Here is a 19,904-nt window from a genome sequence, read left to right as displayed (position 1 = left end):
TAGGAGGACTATTTTATTCTAGTAGTTTCCTCGCCGCTTTTAACATGATTTTTTGCTCTACTCTTGCAACTGTCCTGCGGACTTCCTCAACTGCATCTGTATTAGCTGATACGCTGTCGATTCCAAGTTCGACGAGTCTTTCAACTATCCATGGTATGCTCCCTGCCTGGCCACATATGCTTGTCTTGACACCGGCTTCCCTGCACTTTTTTATAACCCTTTCTATGAGTTTCATGACTGCTGGGTGCCCCTCTGTGTAAAGGTCAGCGACTAGTTCATTGTTCCTATCAATTGCAAGGGTATATTGTGTTAAATCGTTTGTACCGAAACTTACAAAGTCTATCCCAACATCTATGAAATCCTCGATTATTAATGCGGCAGCTGGGGTCTCAACCATTATACCAAACTCAACATCCCGGTGTGGTTTGAGACCAACTTCCTCTGCAATCTCTTTGGCTTTCCTTAATTCGTCTGGATGCTGTACAAGGGGTATCATTATACCAATGTTGGTGTATCCTTTCTCCCACAACTTTTTAATGGCTTTGAACTCGGCTTTTAAGATTTCCGGCTCATCAAGTTCTCTCCTGATACCTCTCCAGCCTAGCATTGGATTGTGCTCGTATGGTTCGTCTTCCCCACCTTTCAATGTTTTGAACTCATCCGTGGGAGCATCCAAAGTCCTATACCATACGGGTTTAGGATAGAATGCATCCGCAACCTTCATAATATTCTCAACTAATATCTTAACTAATTCTTCTTCTTTCCCATCCTTTATGAACTTCTTTGGGTGGACTCCAGGTGTTAACATCATATGCTCAGTTCTTAGGAGTCCTACTCCATCAGCTCCAGTGGCTGCTGCTTTCTTAGCAGCCTCTGGCATGCTCACATTAACCTTAACCTCTGTAACAGTGAGTAACGGGGCCTCTGGTGGTATTTCCCTTATAACCTTTTCCTCCTCTTCTTTGGGTGCTGCGATCTCACCCTTGTATACTATGCCCTTTGTACCATCCATGGTTATGACTTGGTTGTCTTTGAGTTTACGGGTTGCATCACCAGTTCCTACTATACAGGGGATGCCAAGCTCCCTTGATACTATGGAAGCATGACATGTGACGCCTCCTTCATCTGTTAGGATGCCGCTCGCCCTCTTCATCGCGGGTACCATGTCTGGTGTGGTCATCACAGTTACGAGTATGTCACCTGTCTGTATTTTGTCAAGTTCATCTATATCCCTTATTATTTTAACTTTACCTGAAGCAAGACCGGGACTAGCACCTAAACCCTTTAATATGATCTCTTTCTCCTCTTCTTCTTCTTTTTCTTCCGGGACTTTCATCTCTATTAATGTTGTAACAGGTCTTGACTGTAACATGTATACTTTTCCTTCTTCTATGGCCCATTCTGTATCCTGGGGGAACTTATAATGTTCATGGATTTTCCTTCCAAGGTCTGCGAGTTTTGCTATTTCCTCATCTGATAAAACTCTCTTTTCTCTCATATCATCTGGTACTGGGACTTTAACTGTCTTGCCATCTTCTCTTTTGAACATCACATTCTTTTCACCGATTTTGAAATCTAAGAGTTCCCCTGTGGCTTTATCAACTGAATAAGTGTCTGGGGTTACAGCCCCTGAGACCACGGCCTCTCCCAAGCCCCATGAAGCCTCTATTAATAAGATGTCTTCACCTGTTGATGGGTGTGCTGTGAACATTACACCAGCCTTTTCGGCGTTTACCATCTCTTGGACAACTACTGCAATGGAGACCTTTGCATGGTCAAAGTTGTTCTGTTCCCTGTAAAATATTGCTCTTGCCTCGAATAACGAAGCCCAACACTTTTGGACATGTTTTAGCACATCCTCGGCTCCTTTTATGTTAAGGAAGGTTTCTTGTTGGCCCGCGAATGACGCCTCTGGCAAGTCTTCTGCTGTTGCGGACGAACGTACAGCAACATAAACGTTCTCTCGGCCTATGCGCTGGCATAGAGCATTATAGGATTCTATTATGATGGTTTGTATGTCCTCAGGCACCTCAGTAGATAGTATGATATCTTTTATTTGCTTGGAAACTCTCTGAAGTTCCTTTGTATCATTCACGTCCAAGTCCTCGAGCAAGCCCATAACCTCTGGGAATAAGCCAGTGTCTTTCATGAACTTGTCATAGGTTTTGGATGTCACTACAAAACCTGGGGGTACTGGTATGCCTGCATGGGTTAGTTCACCAAGGTTAGCCCCTTTACCTCCAGCTATAGGCACGTCATCCTTGGTGAGTTCCTCGAAAAATGCCACGAATTTCATATTATCACTGAAAAAGAATGTTGAGGGGGTTTATTTGATAAGTTCTTCTCCTCGGTCGATTATTATCCTGCATGGGACTGGGAGTTTCATCGCTGCTCTCCTAAGAGCTTCTTTGGCGTTCTTAAAATTCCTTTTATTGGTTTCAATTGTTATTATTCTCTGGTTTTTCTTGACTAATGCAACAGAACTCACTGGCTTGCCGAAGGCTTTTCTCATACCATCTTGCACACGGTCGGCGCCGGCACCTGTGGCCATTGGATTTTCCCTTATGATATGGTGTGGATAGACCCTAATCTTCAAATGATAGCCCATCCTACCGGCCTTTCTTTGCATGTACCTGTTCGAGGCTATCCTAGCCGCCTCAAGGGCATTATGTGTGATCTGGGCAGGAGCTTTAACGGCTAAACTTAAAGATAAGGGGAAAGAAGCTGATAAATTGCCCATATCATACTGGACTATCTTTATTCCAGGGATTTTCCTAATATATTCTCGTCTAGTATATGCACGGACCATAAAATAATCCTCCTTTATATCTATGAAGATAAAGATATTCACCTTATTGAATTGAATTTCTACACATCCCTTAATAAACTTTTATCTCTAGATCACCTAAATAATTTCCTAGGTTACAAAGAAAAGTTTGAAAATACTTAGTATACTGCGCCAAAGGAGAGCATAAAAGATAGTTGGGGGGTATTATTACCCACCCTCCTTGTCGGTTAGGGATGTGTGCAAGTATGATGATAAAAGCAAAAATCAGATTAGATTACGAAGACGATGAAACTGCTTGGATAACCTTCAAAGCACTTGAACCAGACAATCGAGGTTTCATAGATGGTGAGATAATAGGTAAGAGTATAATATTCAGGTTAGAAAGTGAATATATAGGTAGTATACGTCAAAGTATCGACGATCTACTAGTCTCTGAAATGATAATCGAAAAAATATGGTGATTAAATGAAATTTAAACTCAAAGGGAGAATAATTTTCAATAAAGACGTATCACCCGCAATGGAAGAAATAGAAGAATTCATAGAAAGAGCCAATAAGGATCTCTTGTTAAAGGGTTCAAAGGAGGAAAAAGACGCTTCAAAAATAATCCAATGGGAGGTCAAAGGCAAAGAGATCCACCTGACAATAGTATCAGGTAGGAGAGTAAGAGCCCATGACGGACTTTTAAGACTTAAAAAACCATTAACCCAACTACTAGGACCAAAATATCATATCGGGATCCGTAAAATGGTTGCCGACGATTACACTTTCAACACAAAAATATCCAGAGACGTCCCAGAAGAAAAATTAGATGAGATCAAAGAATTACCCTTTGTAAACACTTTAAAAATTGAAGAAGACACCCTAAAAATCCATTTCAAACCATTAGATGAAAAAGAGCTTAGAAGACACGTTATTGACCGTGTGGTTAAACAAGTCAAAAACATCATAGAATTTGAAGAAGACTTAACAGTGAAGGTTACAAAGGCAAAACCCGGGGAAATAGTGGCTAAAAGCAGACCTTACAAGCCAATATTCACTGGAGACCCTACAGAGGAGGCTATAAGGCGTGGATGGGTTAAAAAATTCCCAGGGAGGGGGCAATGGTTCTACACACCACCCATCACAGCCCTCCATAGGGCCCTCGAAGAACTTGTAATCCAAAAGATCGTCAAACCACTAAAGTTCCAAGAATGCCTATTCCCAAAACTCATACCACTACCAATAATGCAAAAAATGAGATACCTCGAAGGATTACCAGAAGGCATGTACTATTGCAACGCCCCGCGCAGAGACCCTGAAACTTTCGAAAAATTCAAAAAAGAGCTCATAATAAAAAAAGAGATACCCATAGACTTACTCAAAAAAGGCTTGAAAGATCCGGGTTATGTTATAGCGCCAGCACAATGCGAACCTTTCTACCAATTCCTATCACACGAAATAGTAGACAAAGAGGATTTACCAATAAAATTCTATGACCGCAGCGGATGGACCTACCGATGGGAAGCCGGAGGCGCTAAAGGACTAGACAGAGTCCACGAATTCCAACGAATAGAACTAGTCTGGCTTGGAACCCCAGAACAAACAGAAAAAATAAGAAACAAAACCGTTGAATTATCACAGAAACTATCAGATGAACTCGAACTTGAATGGTACACCGAAATCGGAGACGACCCATTCTACCTAGAAGGGCGGAAAATAGAAGAAAGGGGCATAGAATTCCCAGACATACCAAAATACGAAATGCGAATAACACTTCCCGGAGAAGAAAAAGGAGTGGCAGTCATATCAGCTAATGTGCACGGAACACACTTCATAGAAGGATTCTCAATAAAAGAAGCCCACGGAGAAAAAATATGGACAGGATGCACAGGGATAGGCCTCACAAGATGGGTGTTCGGATTCTTAGCCCAAAAAGGTTTCGAAACCGATAACTGGCCCAAAGCAATAAAAAACAAGATAAAAGAAGTTGAAATCCCCCCAATAATAACCTGGCCATGAAACCCTTTAAATGAAAGGCCCCGTCAACAAAATTGATTATACCCCCCCCACACTATGGGGTATTTTCAAGGAAATCTCCTCTGCGACTATTACACCTTCAAAACCAGAACCGCATATTAAATCAACAAAAAAATCATATTAACGTCCAATAATCATCATAACAATACCCAGAGACATATGAATCCAGACTTGAGAAATTGCACCCTGACTAATGTTAAGCTTTTTTTTAAGTTTAAAACCAACCGAACGCAACCACATTTATATGATAATTGTAATAGCAATAAAAATTAATATGTTGACCTTAAACTCCCACCACACAAAAAAAGTTATCTAAAATTCACATATCAGATATTCACCCACCAATAAGAACTTCGCTGCCAAATATAAGCCACCGGCCTCCATTATTTGTGGATAAAGATATAAACCGAGCTTCTAATATTTTAGTGCAAATCCCAATTTTTAGGAAAATTTTATACTATCCCTTTAACAATAATTTAGAAAGGAGAGATTATCATGCTTGTCGAGTCACCTAAAGGCGTTGAAAATATAGGCCCCATTAAAGTATATTATCCACAGAGTATAATCAAATTAGAATCTAGAACTTCAACTTTATCTGCTCTTAATTTTCCAAAAGAAGATCTTAAGCAGATCCTTGAAGATTTCTCTATTATAATACCCATTAAAAATGAAAATATAAAATTGTTTGATAGTGTGATCCGTTCAATACCTTCTGATTGTCATATAATAGTAATTTCGAATAGTAACAAGGAAAAATGCGAAAAAGAGATGAAAGTTGTGGAGAATTTTCACAACATAGCAGGAGACCCTATAATCTTCGCGCATCAGAAAGACCCTACTATCGGATCAGTATTAGAAGATATCGGGTATACAAATATACTCAGTGATGGGATCGTAAGGGATGGTAAAGGCGAAGGCCTAATCATCGGCCTTCTAATAAACAAATGCCTTGGAAGAAAATATGTTGGTTTTGTTGATGCTGACAATTATATGCCGACATCAATCTATGAGTATGTTCTAGATTTTGCAATTGGAATTGCAATGTCAAAGACGCCTTATTCAATGGTTAGGCTCTTATGGAAGTATAAACCAAAGGCCACAGGTAATGGATTACATCTTGAAAAGTGGGGTCGTGTTTCAAGGATTACGAACAAATACATGAATTTACTTTTAAGCAACCGATTAGGATATGAAACCGATATTATAAAGACTGGAAATGCAGGAGAGCATGCCATGAGCATGGAACTGGCCGAAAGATTAGCATATTCTTCTGGTTATTCCTTCGAACCCTACCAATTGATCCACATGCTAGAATCCGCAGACGACCTAAATCTCAAAAAGGAGATTGAAGTATTCCAGATAGAAACTTTAAGCCCACATATGCATGAAAACAAAGGCAGAGAACATATCAAGGATATGATACTCAGTTCATTATCAACTATTTATTATAGTAGGCTATCTGACAAGAACTTACAAAAAAAAATAATAAAAGAACTAAAGGATAAAAACATCCTAAAGGATGATAGACCACCAAAGAATACTATAATACCACCTATCAAAGACATTAACGCCAAAAAGTTTATAAATTCCATAAAGAGAGAGTCTAATATCTTCATGGAATTGAGGTGATATCCTGTACATCATCTTCACAGACTTAGACAACACACTATTAGACAAGAAATATTCCTATAGTGAAGCCGAAAAAGTTCTTAGAAAATTAAAAAAGGCCAAAATACCCATTATTTTTTGTTCTGCCAAAACCCGTAGAGAACAGGAGAAAATAAGGGAAAAGATGGGAGTATACCACCCATTCATAGTAGAGGATGGATCAGCAATCTACATCCCCAAAGGATATTTCAAAGAAACGAAAGGCAAACCGACAGACGACTATGAAATTATCCTCCTAGGCACAAAACTTGAAAATATAATCAAAGAAATCAAGAAACTGCAAAAAAAAGGGTATAAGATAAAAGGCTACCAAGACATGACCCCAGAAGAAATCGCAGAAATTACAGGGCTAAACATCCATGATGCCAAACTCGCCAAGGACAGAGAATTCAGCGAAACCATCACAGAATACGACGAAGAAGCATTGGAAAAACTAAAAAGAAAATTCAACGTCCAAATAGGGGGCAGATTCATACACGTCTTCGGCAAAGAGGCTGATAAAGGCAAAGCCATAAAAATCCTCACAAAATTCTACAAAAAAGAACATGAAAAAATCAAAACAATAGGCATAGGAGATTCATATACCGATGAACCACTCCTAAAAGCCGTAGACATCCCAGCACTCGTAAAAGGATACAATGGCAAATGGGCCAAATTAAACGTGAAAAACCTCTACCATGCAAAAGGGGCCGGGCCCAAAGGTTGGGCAGAAACCATAAAAAAATTCATCCCCAGGGTGAAACAAAATGGATGAAAAATTTGTTATACACCTCGTCCCACATACACATTACGATGCAATATGGGTTTTCACAAAAGAAGACTATTTCTATATAAATATTGACATGATACTCAAAGCCGTGATAAAACTCATGGAAAAATCCAAAGACTACAAATTCTTAATAGAACAAACATACCTCCTCGAAGAAATCGAAAGAAGATACCCTGAATTATTCAATAAAATAAAAAAATACATCAAAGAAGAGAGGATCGAAATAGCAGACGGCGAATACCTAATGGCAGACACAATGCTACCACAAGAAGAAACACTCATAAGAGAAATACTCATAGGCAAAAAATACCTAAAAGAGAAATTCAACCTAGACGTAGAAGTCATGTGGCAAGCCGACAGCTTCGGGTTAAACGCCCAACTCCCACAAATATACCGAAAATGTGGCTATAAGTACCTAGCCTTCAGAAGGGGATCCCCAGAGAATAAACCATCAGAATTTCTCTGGGAAGGACTCGACAAGACAAGGATACTAACACACTTCATGCCACTAGGTTACAGGGCGGGCCTATACTTCAAAAAACTCGAAAAAAACTTCCAAACCCTCAAAGAACTTGCAGCTACTAACCATATATTAATGCCATCAGGCAGCGGCGTTACAATGCCACAACCCAACACAGAAAAAATCGTTAAAAAATGGAACAAAACACACAAAAACTCTAAGATGATAATATCAACATCAAAAAATTTCTTTAAAAAATTGGAAAAGTCCACCAAGAACCTCCCAATTAGAAAAGGCGAAATGTACAGTGGCCGATACTCAGAAGTATTCCCTGATGTTGCATCAAGCAGAATTTGGATAAAAAAGAGCTTGCGAAAATATGAAAACTGGTTAAACACCTTCGAGAGATTCTCGACCATAAAATTCCTCCTAGATAATCATTATCCAGAAGAAATCTATGAATGCTGGAAAAAACTTCTATTCTTAGCATTTCATGACGTGGCCCCAGGCACGGGAGTCGATGAAGTATACGAAGAAGTTAAACAGAACATAAAATTCCTCAAACAACAACTCACCACACTCACGCCCAAAGTTTTAAAGGCCATCACAACCAAAGGAAGCCAAAAAGGGGACATAATAGTCTATAATCCATTCCCCTGGGATTCCAAAAATTGGGTTGAAGTCGATTTAAACTTTGAAGAAAACAGAATAAAAAATATTAGCATGCTAGAATGTGAAGGAAAAGAAATAGACATTGAAGTATTAAAAGAGACTAGACACGCCGACGGGTCGATAAAATCTGCTAAGATAGGTTTCACAGCAGAAGCACCCCCACTCGGTTACAGAGTATATAAAATCCTCGAAAAAGGGCGAAAAAAGGGAAAAGATAGTATAGAAGTCCTTGATAATACTATCAGGAACAGATTCTTCGAATTGTCATATTCACCAAAAAATGGGCTGATCAAAATTAAAATGGACGGGGAAGAAATCCTCAAAGGCAATGAAATAATACTCGAAGAAGAAATAGGAGACCTATACAATCACAAAGAAGGATTGAAAGAAGCCTTGAAAAGAGAATCAAGCAAGGGGATAAAATATGGTGCCTTCAAGGTCAAAGACATCCGCATAGGAGGTTCAGATCTTAGAAAAGTATTAGAAATTAAAGTTGACTACTATTCACTAAGATGGCCTTACCGCCTAACAAAAAAATGGAAACCCCGAATCTGGAGGCACAAATCTCTAACCTGCACCAAAAAAATAATAATCTACAGGGACATTCCCAGGATAGATTTCGAAATAAAATTAGAAAATAAGCATCCCCGGACAAGAATACGAGTACTCTTCGAAACACCCTTCACTAACCCCACCTACAATTCCGAAACACAATTCGGGGCCATCACAAGGAAAACAGACCAATACTACTTCACAGCAGATGATTGGAAGGAAAAACCCTCAGGAACGTCCCCATCACTCCGATGGATAGCCTATGAAGAAAATGGGAAAGGCGTCGCACTCCTAAACCTTGGCAACCCAGAACATGAAATAAGGGATGGAAACATATACTTCACGCTATTAAGATCAGTAGACCTATTATCAACCGATGGAAAAGCAGGACCCATAATACCAGTACCAGATGCTATGGAATTCAAAGAATACACATTCAAATACTCAATATACCCTTACAATGGTAACTGGAAAAAATCAAAAGTCTACAAGATGGGATACGAATTCAACTATGGACTAATCAGTCTACAATTAGATAACAAAGCATATAAGACTAGCGAATCATTCCTGGAAATCAGACCAGACAATATCATACTCACAGCATTTAAAAGATCAGAAGAAGAAGACCATGTAATACTAAGATTCTATGAGGCCACTGGAAAAAATACGAAAGCTTGTTTAAGATTCTTCGAAAAACCTAAAAGTGTAGAAGTTGTTAACATGCTAGAAGAAAAGGATGAAGAATTTGACAAAGAGATCATCATGGATGGCGAGTCCATAAAACTCAATATGAACCCCTTTGAGATCGTCACATTAAAACTTGAATTCTAATTCTCCTCCTTTTCTTTTTTTGTGAACGCGTCAACAAATTCCACCTTTTCTATGTCCATGTTCTCCCAGATATCCCTGGCAATCCTGAACCTTGAAAGGGTAACATCCATGTATGGCCTTCTATCAAAGCGGCTCAACTCATCCATGTAAATCTTAACTGTACCATCATCAATTTCAACCTGGATCTTATCAAGGTTGATCCTATCCAATGGATAATATAATTGTATCATACTCTTAACCTTCTCAGTATCATCCTTGATTATCTCCTCAACTTTAATATCATATTCAAGGGTTTTGCCTGCAAGTTCATGATTAAAATCTACACGGACACGGCCACCATCTATACTCTGGATCCTGCCTTCATGACCCTCTAAGGTTATGCTCATACCAACCTTTGGCTTAATACCTTGCCTTTTAAATTCTATCATCGGTATAAGCCTTACAAGGCTGGGATCCCTTTTACCGAAAGCTTCTTCTGGGTGAAGTTCAACATGTTTTTCTTCCCCTTCTTCCATGCCAAGAAGAGCTTCATCCAAACCCTTGATAAGATGGCCTCCCCCAACAATCACGGGAACTGGCCCGAAGACTTTTTTGATTTTAAGACCGGCCTCTTTGGCAACATCTTCTATGGTGGTGTCGAAGACCTCACCGGTCTCTTTGACGCGTCCTGTGAATTCTAATCTTACAAAATCTCCTTTTTTCACTGCCATATCTCTAGCCTCCTATGTGGTATTCTATCTTTAAACTCTTTTAAAACTTCTTCATTCTTATAATCTAATATTCTTACGGTGGAAGGATAATTTTCTATATACTTAGAAATCAGACCTTTATGAACTTTTGCCTCTAGCACAGATAATATACGATTCTTATAATGTTTACTAAAACCTTGTGGGATGCAATCCAATATCTTCTCTATACTATTAAATGGTCTATTTTCTATGATGGCGTTAGCAGTTTTTTCATCAAACAAGTTAAGGTCTAGCAGTTCATCACGTCCTAGGAGGTTTGCGTTTTCTATTATCCGATCTTCGAGGCGGATTTCATGTAATGGTGCTCTGCCTTGGCTGATTTCATCCCTGAGAACCTTAAGCGTTTCATGGGGTAACATCTCTTTTATTTCGTCAAGCCGACCCTCTGACGTGGCCTTCCTGATCAAGGTGCCACTTATACCCTCTAAACGTTCTACGAAAATGAACTTATCCCTAAAATCGAACCCTATCTTCCCAAGGGCTCTTGAAAGTGATAGTATGACATAATTATCCTCTTCAAGTTTACCCTCCAATATTGTCTCACCAGTTTCAAGGTCAACTATCTTATAAGGGCGTGGAACCACCCTATGCCCCTTCTTTATCCTATCCAGGATCTCCTGGAAACCTTCCATTGGCCTATAACCCCGCGGGATATAATCAGCGTCAAGGGCCTTGAACATCCTAGCAAGACAAAGAGAATATTGTCCAGAGCCCATAACACCCATTGGGGGTCCCTCAACTGCAATATCAGCCCCTACCATTACAGCAGCCCTTGCACGGGCATGTCTAGTCATTATATAGGGCAAGCCTCTTCCACTGCGCTCCAAAGGCCCCGGGATAACCGCCACGAATAAACCGTCCGGTATCTTCTTCTTGGCCTCGAACATGCAATGCCTATGACCCTTATGCAAAGGAGAATATTCTGTAAAATCAGCTATAATAGGCCTGTCAGACAATGAACTCCCATACAATGGGGGGCGTTTAGCATCATCTACTATAAGCTGAAAATCCTCCCTGATAATCTCCTCTACAAATGAATATTCAACTTCCATAAAATAAAATATAATAACCGATAGTGAATATCTTTTATTGATGTTAGACCTAGCACTTGAAAATTGTAGTATAAACCAGAATATAGTGAACATTGGCGTCAAGGATGGTAAAATAGCCAGGATAAGTAAATCACCCCTAAAGGCTGATAAAAAGATAAACATAAAGGGTAAGATTATATTACCAGGGCTTATAGATGCTCATGTACATCTCCGCGAACCAGGCTACGAATATAAAGAAGATTTCAGAACAGGTTCCATGGCAGCCGCCCATGGAGGCTTCACAACAATACTGGACATGCCAAATACAAAACCAGAAACAAACACTGCAAAAGAATTTAAAAAAAAGATTAAAATAGCATCAAAAAAGAGCATAATAGACTTCGGATTACACGCAAGCATGAACAAACCAAAAGAAATGGAAAAGATAATACCGCTAAAACCAGCATCATTCAAAATATTCACAGAAAAAATAGAAAACCACAAAATATCAAGGATATTCCAGACCCTAAAAGGGTCCAAGATCCCAATAACATTTCATTGTGAAGACCCCCACATAATAGAATATTACACAAGCCAACTAAAAGATGAAACCAGACCAGAAATATACTCCCTCGCAAGGCCAAGCATAGCCGAAGAACTTGCAACAGCAACCGCAATAACATTCTCCCACCACTACAACCACCCAACCCATATATGCCATGTAAGCTCAAAAAAAACACTAAAACTTATAAGATCCATCAAAGCCCCCGTAACATGTGAAATAACACCCCACCACCTACTACTCAGATCAAAAGATTTAAAAAAGTGGGGAACCACTGCAAAGACTAACCCACCACTCAGACCAGAAAAAGAAGCCATAAACATCAAAGACCTTAAAATGATTGATATAATAGCCACCGACCATGCCCCACATACACTCCAAGAAAAAAAAGAAAACATATGGGACGCTCCACCAGGAATACCTAACCTAGAAGTGGCCCTAAAACTACTACTCACATTAAACAAGAAAAAGCGCCTCAAACTAGCCAGGATCCAAAAGATGCTTTCAGAAAGACCAGCAAACATATTCGGACTCGAGAATAAAGGCCAGATAAAGATTGGGATGGATGCAGATTTCGTAATCATAGACCCTAAAAAAACTGGTAAAATAAAAGCTGACGAATTCTACAGTAAAGCACATTACACCCCATTCGAGGGCAAAGAATATATTGGAGAGCCGATAATGACAATACTCCGCGGAGAACTGATAATGGAATACGGTGAAGTTTTAAAAAACAAGGGAATCCATATAAAAAGCAAATACACCAAAGAATAAAAAAGAGAATAGAGGGTATTATTTCAGGGATAATGCATTGTTTGGACAAGTGTCTATGCACTGGTCACAGAGTATGCAGAAGCCCTTAAGTGGCACTTTTTCCTCTGTGAGTTTGAGCATGTCATATGGGCATGCTTCTATACATGTACCACACTGCTGGCATTTGATAGGATTGTACTGTATCCTATTCCTTTTAACGATCTGGCCATTGATTTCTTTGTCTATTTCAGAGAGTGTTAATGCCCCGTGTGGGCAGACTACTGTACATGCACCGCATCTCGTGCACATGTTATATGATGGTTCCTCGTCCACTTTTATCTTCCCAGGGATTTGGAAGCCATTCTCTGTAACGACTCTTATAGCTTCATTTGGGCATTTCTTGGCGCAGGCACCGTCTAATTTGCATTTTTCTTCATCCCATACAACGCCTTCCTCTGTTGTGGGTTTTGCCGGTCCGAATTCAACATCTAGTGTTATGGCATCTACTGGGCATAATTCCTTGCATAAACCGCAAGCAGTGCAAATCTCTGGTAATTTAACAGTCAAACTGGACGTTTTCGCCTCTATGAAGTCGCCTGGACATGCTTCAACGCAAGTGTTGCAGCCTATGCATGTTTCCTCGTCCACTTCAAATTCTTTGATCTCCCTAGTCCTCTTTTCAGGTTTTCTACCTGAAATATAAACTGCATTCCATGGGCATGTTTGGGAGCATACACCACATTTTATGCAGAGGTCTTCGTCGATTTCAATTGTACCCCCTATCTCCTCGAGGGTTATTGCCTCCACTGGACATTCATCTACACAAGTTCCACAACCCACACAATCTGTGATGAATATTGGCTCTGTTATCTCTAGTTCAACTCTTTCGGGTTCTTTAACCCCTTCGATTCCGATAACACCAACTGGACAGATATCCACACACTTCTGGCACATGACACAGAAACCCTTTAATGGGACCTTCTGTACCTTACCCTCCTCCAATTTAAGTATTTGTGGGGGGCAGATCTCCACACAGTCGCCACACTGTTGACACTTATCAGGATTATAGACTATCCTAGCCTGTGTAACCTCTCCATCATCCTCGATTGTGATATCCCCAACACTTAATGCTTGGTTTGGACAGACTTCAACGCATTTAGGCTCGCCCTCACAAAGGTCACAGTAGATTACATCCTCTGGTGTGACTTCAATGGCTTCACTGGGGCATGTTCCTTCACATGCCCCGCAACGTATACAGTCCTCTTTATTTACTATTATCATCCCTACCACCTTCTAAAGTGGGGTTTAAAATTTCTTCACTAGGTTACCTTCGCTGTCATAGATTTCTAGGGTGGCGAGCCTCATTTGACTGTCAATTGTATGGGTTGCGCATGAGAGGCATGGGTCGTATGCTCTGATAACCATCTCCATTAGGTTGAAGATTTTATCATCTAACTCGACGCCTGGTTTTATATAATCTTCTGCAACCTTTTGTATGCCCATTTCCATGGCGGGGTTGTTCTGGATTGTGGCGACTATAATGTTGGCTCTTGTTATTATTCCGTTCTCGTCACATGTGTAGTGGTGTGTTAGTGTTCCCCTTGGTGCTTCAACTATACCTACGCCATCACCCTCCTGTCTTTCGAGTTCTCCTGGTATTTTTTCTCCTGAGAGGTCGCCTTCTAAGGCATCGACTGCGCATTCAGCACATGCTAATAATTCTATGAGTCTTGCCCAGTGGAATAATAGTGTCTGTTGTGCGTATCCAAACTGATCCCTGAATTCTTTGAAGTAATCTTGTGCCTTTGGAGCGGCGTCTGGCATTTTATCTGCAACATTTAATCTTGAAAGTGGAGCGACTCTGTACACACCCTCTGGGTAGCCCAGATCTTTTATGTATGGGAATTTGAGCCATGAGTATGGTTTCACGTGCTCTGCCATTGTATCAGCGTAATCTGCTGGTTTAAATTCTCTGAAGAGGTTGCCTTCCTTGTCTTTGATCCTTACGATACCATCGTAGACGTCCCAGACACCATCCTTGACCAAGCCTGTGTGGTATGTTTCAATGACACCTAGTGAGTTTACAAGGTCGATATTCTCCTCAAATATTGGTATTGCAAGTTCTAGTGTTTCCTCTGCTAGTTCAACATTCCTTTTAGCCTTCTCTAGTAGGTCCTTTTGGGTTTCTTCGTCGAGTTCTGAAGTTATACCGCCTGGTGTGAATGTTGTTGGGTGTATTGGTCTTGCGCCAGTGGCTGTTACAAGGTCTAAGGCGTTTTTACGGAGTTCTATTGCTTTGAGTGCTATGTCTGGTGAATCTTTCACTATCTGGAATACGTTTCTTGTGGCTCTGTCTTTTCCTGCTATGAAGTCTGGGGCTGCTAGGAAGTAGAAGTGTAGTGCATGGGAGTGCATGTATGAGCCCCAGTTCATTATCTCCCTCATTTTGTATGCTGCTTCTGGTATGTCCTCTGGTTCGAACCCGAAGCATGCGTCAACTGCTTTTGCACTGGCGAGGTGGTGTTGGACGTCACATATACCACAGATCCTGGGGACTATACGTGGTGCTTCCTCTATTGGCCTTCCTTGTAAGAATTTTTCGAATCCGCGGAATTCCATAACATGTAATCTTGTATCTTCAACATTACCTGCCTCGTCAAGGTGCACGGTGATCTTGGCGTGACCTTCAATACGTGTTACAGGTTCCATTGTAACTTTAACCATTTATTTCCCCTCCTTTTGGATTTTCATTGGTATAAGGGCGGCTGGGAGCGTGTAGGTGTAGAATGTTCCGACGATATCATCTAATTGTTCCGCAACCTCTTCGGGGTCTACTTTCTTATCCCTTTCAACTCCAAAGTCTGATGCTATGGCACTTATCATCTTAGCTCCCTGGTCTATTACGCGTGTTGTTGGCCCGTAGCATCCTCTGCAGTGTACTCCGTTGCTTGGACATTGTGCACCGCAGATTGATACTGTTGCCGGACCCATGCATACTATGCCTTGTGGTATAAGGCAGAGATCTTCTTCTGGTTTACCTACTTCGAATTGTCTTTTTATGAAGTCCATTGCAAGTCCTTCTGGTGGTTTTTCTCTTGGGCATACTTCGCATAGGTTTGTGTTTGGTAGTTCAACTTCTTCTCCTTTGAGTAATGCTATGACAGCCTCCGCTACAACTTCTGATTTTGGTGGGCATCCTGGGACGACAAGATCCACATCTATAACATCTGAGAGTGGTCTTACTCTGTTTTCAAGGTGTGGTACTTCCTCAGAGGGTATTACCTTGTCTGGGTTTGGTGTGCTTATTGAATTGATGTATGCTTCTTCTATGACTTCTTCTTTTGGCCAGAGGTTTCTGAGGCCTGGTATGCCTCCATAGGCTGCGCATGTACCATATGATATGACGAAGTCGGCTCTTTCCCTTAGTAGTTCTGCGAATTCTCTGTTTTCGTCGTTCACTATCCCCCCTTCTATTATGACGACGTCAAGCTTTTCTGGGATTTCATCATATTTAATGTCCATTAAGACCGGGCTGAATTTAATTTCTGCCAATTCTAATAAATCTAATATTTGTTCATGGAAGTCTACTATTGATAGGTGGCATCCGGAGCATCCTCCAAGCCACATAGTCCCTATCTGTGCCTTTTCAGCCATTTTATTCTCCCTCCTCCAAGTTTAGGCTTCAGCTGCTATTTGTTCTTTTACTGGTGATGGTCCAAGGGCCTTTATCCTGTCAACCATCATCTTTACTGTTTCGGCGAATTTTTCACCTTCTGATGCTGATATGTAATCATGGTATAGTCTTTCTTTGCCTATTCCAAGTTCTTCTATGAGTCTGTAGACTAGTTCCATTCTCCTGGCCATTTTGTAGTTTCCTGCGTCATAGTGGCAGTCACCGAAGTGGCATCCGGCCACTACGACACCGTCGGCGCCTTCTCTGAATGCTTTGAGTATGAATTGTGGTTCAACTCTTCCAGAGCACATAACTCTGATTACGCGGACGTTTGGTGGATATTGCATTCTTGCAGTTCCTGCTGTGTCAGCCCCACCATAGGAACACCAGTTGCAACAGAACATAACGATCTTTATATCCTCCTCAGCCATAGAGTCTCCTCCTTGCTCTTATTTTATTGTACAAATTGTACTTGGTATATTGGTTGAAAAAGAATAGGTATAAAGATTACTTATGAATCAATTTCGAAAACTTTATATACTGGATTAACAATCTTTGTATTTTTAATACGCACTAAATGAAAGTTATAATACCCTCAAATTTTCTGGAAATCCTATTGACAACCCCAGGTATTGTTGATGATATTATTGTAGTATCTGCGTAGTTGTATGCTCTTTTATCATCACCATTTGCACCATTTAAATCAACCTTCAGTTGGGATCTCAAATTATCAAGTGTTACATTTTCCACCCAGTTGTCAGTGTCACTTATTATGATCTCGTCAACATAATTTTCTAGTTCCTTGCTTATAACCCACGACAGAAACCTTGCACCTATAATCGCAATTTTATCCCCTAAAAAGCCCTCTGAGGCCATCCTTTTAATGTCGTTCACGGTTTTCTGGATTTTAACTCGCTTGTATAATGGTGTGTGGGGCAGGCATGCCCAATGGGCGTCACCCACGAAAGTATGACCTATACTCGCGGGATAGACATTGTCCTTGCCTGCGGCCTTAACAGCCATTGCAAGGGCTTCCATTTCGTTTTTCTGGATGGGGACCCTTGTAAGCCCCTCTGGGACTTCATCTTTTATTATTTTGATTATTCGCGGGAGTCCGAAGTTTCCTCTCCTAGCCGCGCCTGGTGAATATCCGCACATGTAACCGTGATGGTTCCGTGGAAAACCTGTTATTATAGCGTTTAACCCTGCTCTAAGGCCTACTCGGCACTCGTCTTCATAGGCTCCATTGGTTGCCACGATCTTGCCCGGTGCAAGTATCCTTGCCATGGCAACTGCTCGTGCAAATGCTTCAAGACGGTCAGTTGCAAGGTTGAATGGTCCTCCTTCAAGTACGAAAACATCCACGCCAATTTCAAGGGCGGTCTCAAATGCTGTTATAAGATCATCATACCCGTCTCCTATGAACATTATCGCTTCCAAGCCCTTTCCATGTTCCCTTGCAAGTTTAGCAACCTTTTTAGCTTCTTTTATTGGGGCTGCATGGGCTTCAGCCCCTTGTGCAGAAGTCAAATTAATTGCAATTGATGTTGAATGTTTAATCCACTCATCCCTTTCAGGAAGCGCCTCTTTCTCTTTATCCAATAACCTTGAGTGTATCCTGTTGCGGGGACAACCCTTGAATGGGGGTCCCTCCATGTAGCATTGGCCGATGCAATGTGTTATATCCTCTGGGAATCTCATTGGCCCATATTCGCCGAAGTGGTCCAAGTCGATGGGAACTTCTGTTATCTGTCTGACTTTGCGCATTAGTTCCACGCCCTTCATGCCATAGGATTCTGCCATGTCTGCGAATGCGTATGCACAAGCATGTATAGTTGCTCCTATCATATCAGCTAACATGCAATTGCCCAGAAAGTCTATTTCTTCAAGGTCTGAGGCGCATGTACCCACTAGAACCTCAGTTAAGTCGCATCCAATGGGGAATCTCTTAAAATTGTATCCCAGTTTAATGGCCTCTTCCATTGAAAGTTCTGAAATAGTGTCAACTACCCTTATTGGGTCCCTTTCTGCCTTTGCAAGTTCCCAAGCCGCATTTGGGTCATGAACGGCTTCCATGATAAGATCTTCCATTATATCACCATGTTATCTAATACTGGATAATGATATGATTCTAAAATGATATTTTGGTTTTATTGATTTTTTCATTTTAAGTGTCCTACAATAGTTTTAATAATTTTTTATATTATATGGATAAACTTTGGATATAATTTTGGATTTTATTATGATCAAAAAGTTTATTTATAATAAAAGATGAGTTATTAGTACTATCTGGAAAGATAGTAATACAAGTTTGTGAGGTGATGGTATGAAAGTTGCAATATTAGGTGCTGGATGTTATAGGACGCATGCCGCAACTGGTATAACAAACTTTGCAAGGGCATGCGAAGTCGCGGAAGAAGTGGGTAAACCAGAGATAGCCATGACCCATTCAACGATAACAATGGCAGCAGAACTAAAAGAACTAGCAAACATAGATGATATTATAGTATCAGATCCAGTATTCGATAAAAAATTCACAGTAATAGACGACTTTGACTATGAGGAAGTTATAGAAGCCCACAAAGAAGATCCTGAAAAAATAATGCCAAAAATCAGGGAAAAGGTGAATGAAGTCGCTAAGGATCTTCCAAAACCACCAGAAGGTGCTATACACTTTGTACACCCCGAAGAACTAGGATTAGAGGTTACGACAGATGACAGGGAAGCCGTAGCCGATGCCGATTGGGTTATGACCTGGCTGCCAAAAGGCGACATCCAACCAAGTATCATAGAAAAATTCATAGACAACCTAAAAAAGGGTGCAATCGTAACACACGCTTGCACAATACCCACCACAAAATTCTATGAAATATTCGCAGAAAGGCATGGAGACCTCGCAACATCACCAGAAACCCTTAATATATCATCATACCACCCAGGCGCAGTACCTGAGATGAAAGGACAAGTTTACATAGCAGAAGGATACGCCTCAAATGAGGCAATAAACACCCTCCTAGAATTGGGCGAAAAAGCAAGAAGCAAAGCCTATAAATTACCAGCAGAACTCCTAGGCCCAGTATGTGACATGTGCTCCGCACTCACCGCAATAACCTACGCAGGCATACTCACCTACAGAGATGCTGTGACTAAAAACCTTGGCGCGCCAGCAGGATTCGCCCAGATGATGGCCAAAGAAGCCCTCGAACAACTAACCGGATTAATGGAAAAGGTTGGAATAGACAAAATGGAGGATCACCTAGACCCTGGAACACTCCTTGGAACAGCAGACTCCATGAACTTCGGAGCCCTTTCGGAAATACTCCCATCAACATTCGAAGTCCTTGAAAAAAGAAAAAAATAAACTCCCATCCCTATTT

16 protein-coding genes are annotated in these 19,904 nt (G+C 40.8%); 7 read left to right on the top strand and 9 right to left on the bottom strand.

The features are described from left to right. Positions 1 to 13: 13 nt before the first annotated feature. Positions 14 to 2,296 (bottom strand): phosphoenolpyruvate synthase, encoded by a 2,283-nt coding sequence (gene ppsA / locus QFX38_01630; protein MDI9623575.1) that lies wholly within the window; start codon positions 2,294 to 2,296, stop codon positions 14 to 16. Between the two features lie 30 nt (positions 2,297 to 2,326). After that, the gene (gene rplJ / locus QFX38_01625; protein ID MDI9623574.1) at positions 2,327 to 2,809 is read right to left on the bottom strand and encodes a 50S ribosomal protein L16; all 483 of its coding nucleotides are present in this window, start codon (positions 2,807 to 2,809) and stop codon (positions 2,327 to 2,329) included. 224 nt (positions 2,810 to 3,033) lie between these two features. Between rplJ and QFX38_01620 the strand changes: the two genes are divergently transcribed. The 5 genes from QFX38_01620 (at position 3,034) to QFX38_01600 (ending at position 9,759) form a co-directional block, all read left to right on the top strand. After that, positions 3,034 to 3,249: a KEOPS complex subunit Pcc1 gene (locus tag QFX38_01620; GenBank protein ID MDI9623573.1), complete on the top strand. Its 216-nt coding sequence runs from the start codon at positions 3,034 to 3,036 to the stop codon at positions 3,247 to 3,249. Between the two features lie 4 nt (positions 3,250 to 3,253). Next, complete coding sequence (serS, locus tag QFX38_01615) at positions 3,254 to 4,789, top strand: serine--tRNA ligase (GenBank protein ID MDI9623572.1); 1,536 nt, start codon at positions 3,254 to 3,256, stop codon at positions 4,787 to 4,789. A 513-nt stretch (positions 4,790 to 5,302) separates the two neighbouring features. Further along, a complete protein-coding gene (gene mpgS, locus QFX38_01610) occupies positions 5,303 to 6,436 on the top strand; it encodes a mannosyl-3-phosphoglycerate synthase (GenBank protein MDI9623571.1) in 1,134 nt (377 codons plus the stop codon). Positions 6,437 to 6,440: 4 nt separating this feature from the next. Continuing rightward, positions 6,441 to 7,229: an HAD-IIB family hydrolase gene (locus tag QFX38_01605; protein MDI9623570.1), complete on the top strand. Its 789-nt coding sequence runs from the start codon at positions 6,441 to 6,443 to the stop codon at positions 7,227 to 7,229. Then, positions 7,222 to 9,759 (top strand): glycoside hydrolase family 38 C-terminal domain-containing protein, encoded by a 2,538-nt coding sequence (locus tag QFX38_01600; GenBank protein MDI9623569.1) that lies wholly within the window; start codon positions 7,222 to 7,224, stop codon positions 9,757 to 9,759. Before QFX38_01605 ends, QFX38_01600 begins: the two co-directional genes overlap by 8 nt. Here QFX38_01600 and QFX38_01595 read toward each other — a convergent pair. Both QFX38_01595 and QFX38_01590 read right to left on the bottom strand, forming a co-directional pair. Continuing rightward, on the bottom strand, positions 9,756 to 10,469 hold the full coding sequence (locus QFX38_01595) for a peptidylprolyl isomerase (GenBank protein ID MDI9623568.1): 714 nt from the start codon (positions 10,467 to 10,469) through the stop codon (positions 9,756 to 9,758). The two genes, QFX38_01600 and QFX38_01595, sit on opposite strands and share 4 nt — an antisense overlap. Continuing rightward, a complete protein-coding gene (locus QFX38_01590; GenBank protein MDI9623567.1) occupies positions 10,460 to 11,560 on the bottom strand; it encodes a nucleotidyltransferase family protein in 1,101 nt (366 codons plus the stop codon). Before QFX38_01590 ends, QFX38_01595 begins: the two co-directional genes overlap by 10 nt. A gap of 40 nt (positions 11,561 to 11,600) precedes the next feature. On the opposite strand from QFX38_01590, the gene pyrC reads away from it, so the two are divergent. Continuing rightward, entirely contained in the window at positions 11,601 to 12,875 is a 1,275-nt protein-coding gene (gene pyrC, locus QFX38_01585) for a dihydroorotase (protein MDI9623566.1), read from the top strand. 18 nt (positions 12,876 to 12,893) lie between these two features. Here the strand turns inward: pyrC and QFX38_01580 are convergent, their stop codons facing one another. The 5 genes from QFX38_01580 to hmdC form a co-directional block, all read right to left on the bottom strand. Then, on the bottom strand, positions 12,894 to 14,135 hold the full coding sequence (locus tag QFX38_01580) for a 4Fe-4S binding protein (GenBank protein MDI9623565.1): 1,242 nt from the start codon (positions 14,133 to 14,135) through the stop codon (positions 12,894 to 12,896). 24 nt (positions 14,136 to 14,159) lie between these two features. Further along, positions 14,160 to 15,578 (bottom strand): F420-non-reducing hydrogenase subunit MvhA, encoded by a 1,419-nt coding sequence (gene mvhA / locus QFX38_01575; GenBank protein MDI9623564.1) that lies wholly within the window; start codon positions 15,576 to 15,578, stop codon positions 14,160 to 14,162. After that, complete coding sequence (gene mvhG, locus QFX38_01570; GenBank protein ID MDI9623563.1) at positions 15,579 to 16,508, bottom strand: F420-non-reducing hydrogenase subunit MvhG; 930 nt, start codon at positions 16,506 to 16,508, stop codon at positions 15,579 to 15,581. A 21-nt stretch (positions 16,509 to 16,529) separates the two neighbouring features. Continuing rightward, on the bottom strand, positions 16,530 to 16,958 hold the full coding sequence (locus QFX38_01565; GenBank protein ID MDI9623562.1) for a hydrogenase iron-sulfur subunit: 429 nt from the start codon (positions 16,956 to 16,958) through the stop codon (positions 16,530 to 16,532). A 142-nt stretch (positions 16,959 to 17,100) separates the two neighbouring features. Next, positions 17,101 to 18,618 (bottom strand): 5,10-methenyltetrahydromethanopterin hydrogenase cofactor biosynthesis protein HmdC, encoded by a 1,518-nt coding sequence (gene hmdC, locus QFX38_01560; GenBank protein MDI9623561.1) that lies wholly within the window; start codon positions 18,616 to 18,618, stop codon positions 17,101 to 17,103. 235 nt (positions 18,619 to 18,853) lie between these two features. Between hmdC and hmd the strand changes: the two genes are divergently transcribed. After that, complete coding sequence (gene hmd, locus QFX38_01555; protein ID MDI9623560.1) at positions 18,854 to 19,888, top strand: 5,10-methenyltetrahydromethanopterin hydrogenase; 1,035 nt, start codon at positions 18,854 to 18,856, stop codon at positions 19,886 to 19,888. Positions 19,889 to 19,904: the final 16 nt, after the last annotated feature.

Origin of the sequence: Methanothermobacter sp., assembly GCA_030055615.1 — an archaeon.
Classification (GTDB): Archaea; Methanobacteriota; Methanobacteria; order Methanobacteriales; family DSM-23052; genus Methanothermobacter_A.
The sequence above is the reverse complement of the archived record's forward strand: the minus strand, read 5'-3'. Positions and strand labels throughout refer to the sequence as shown.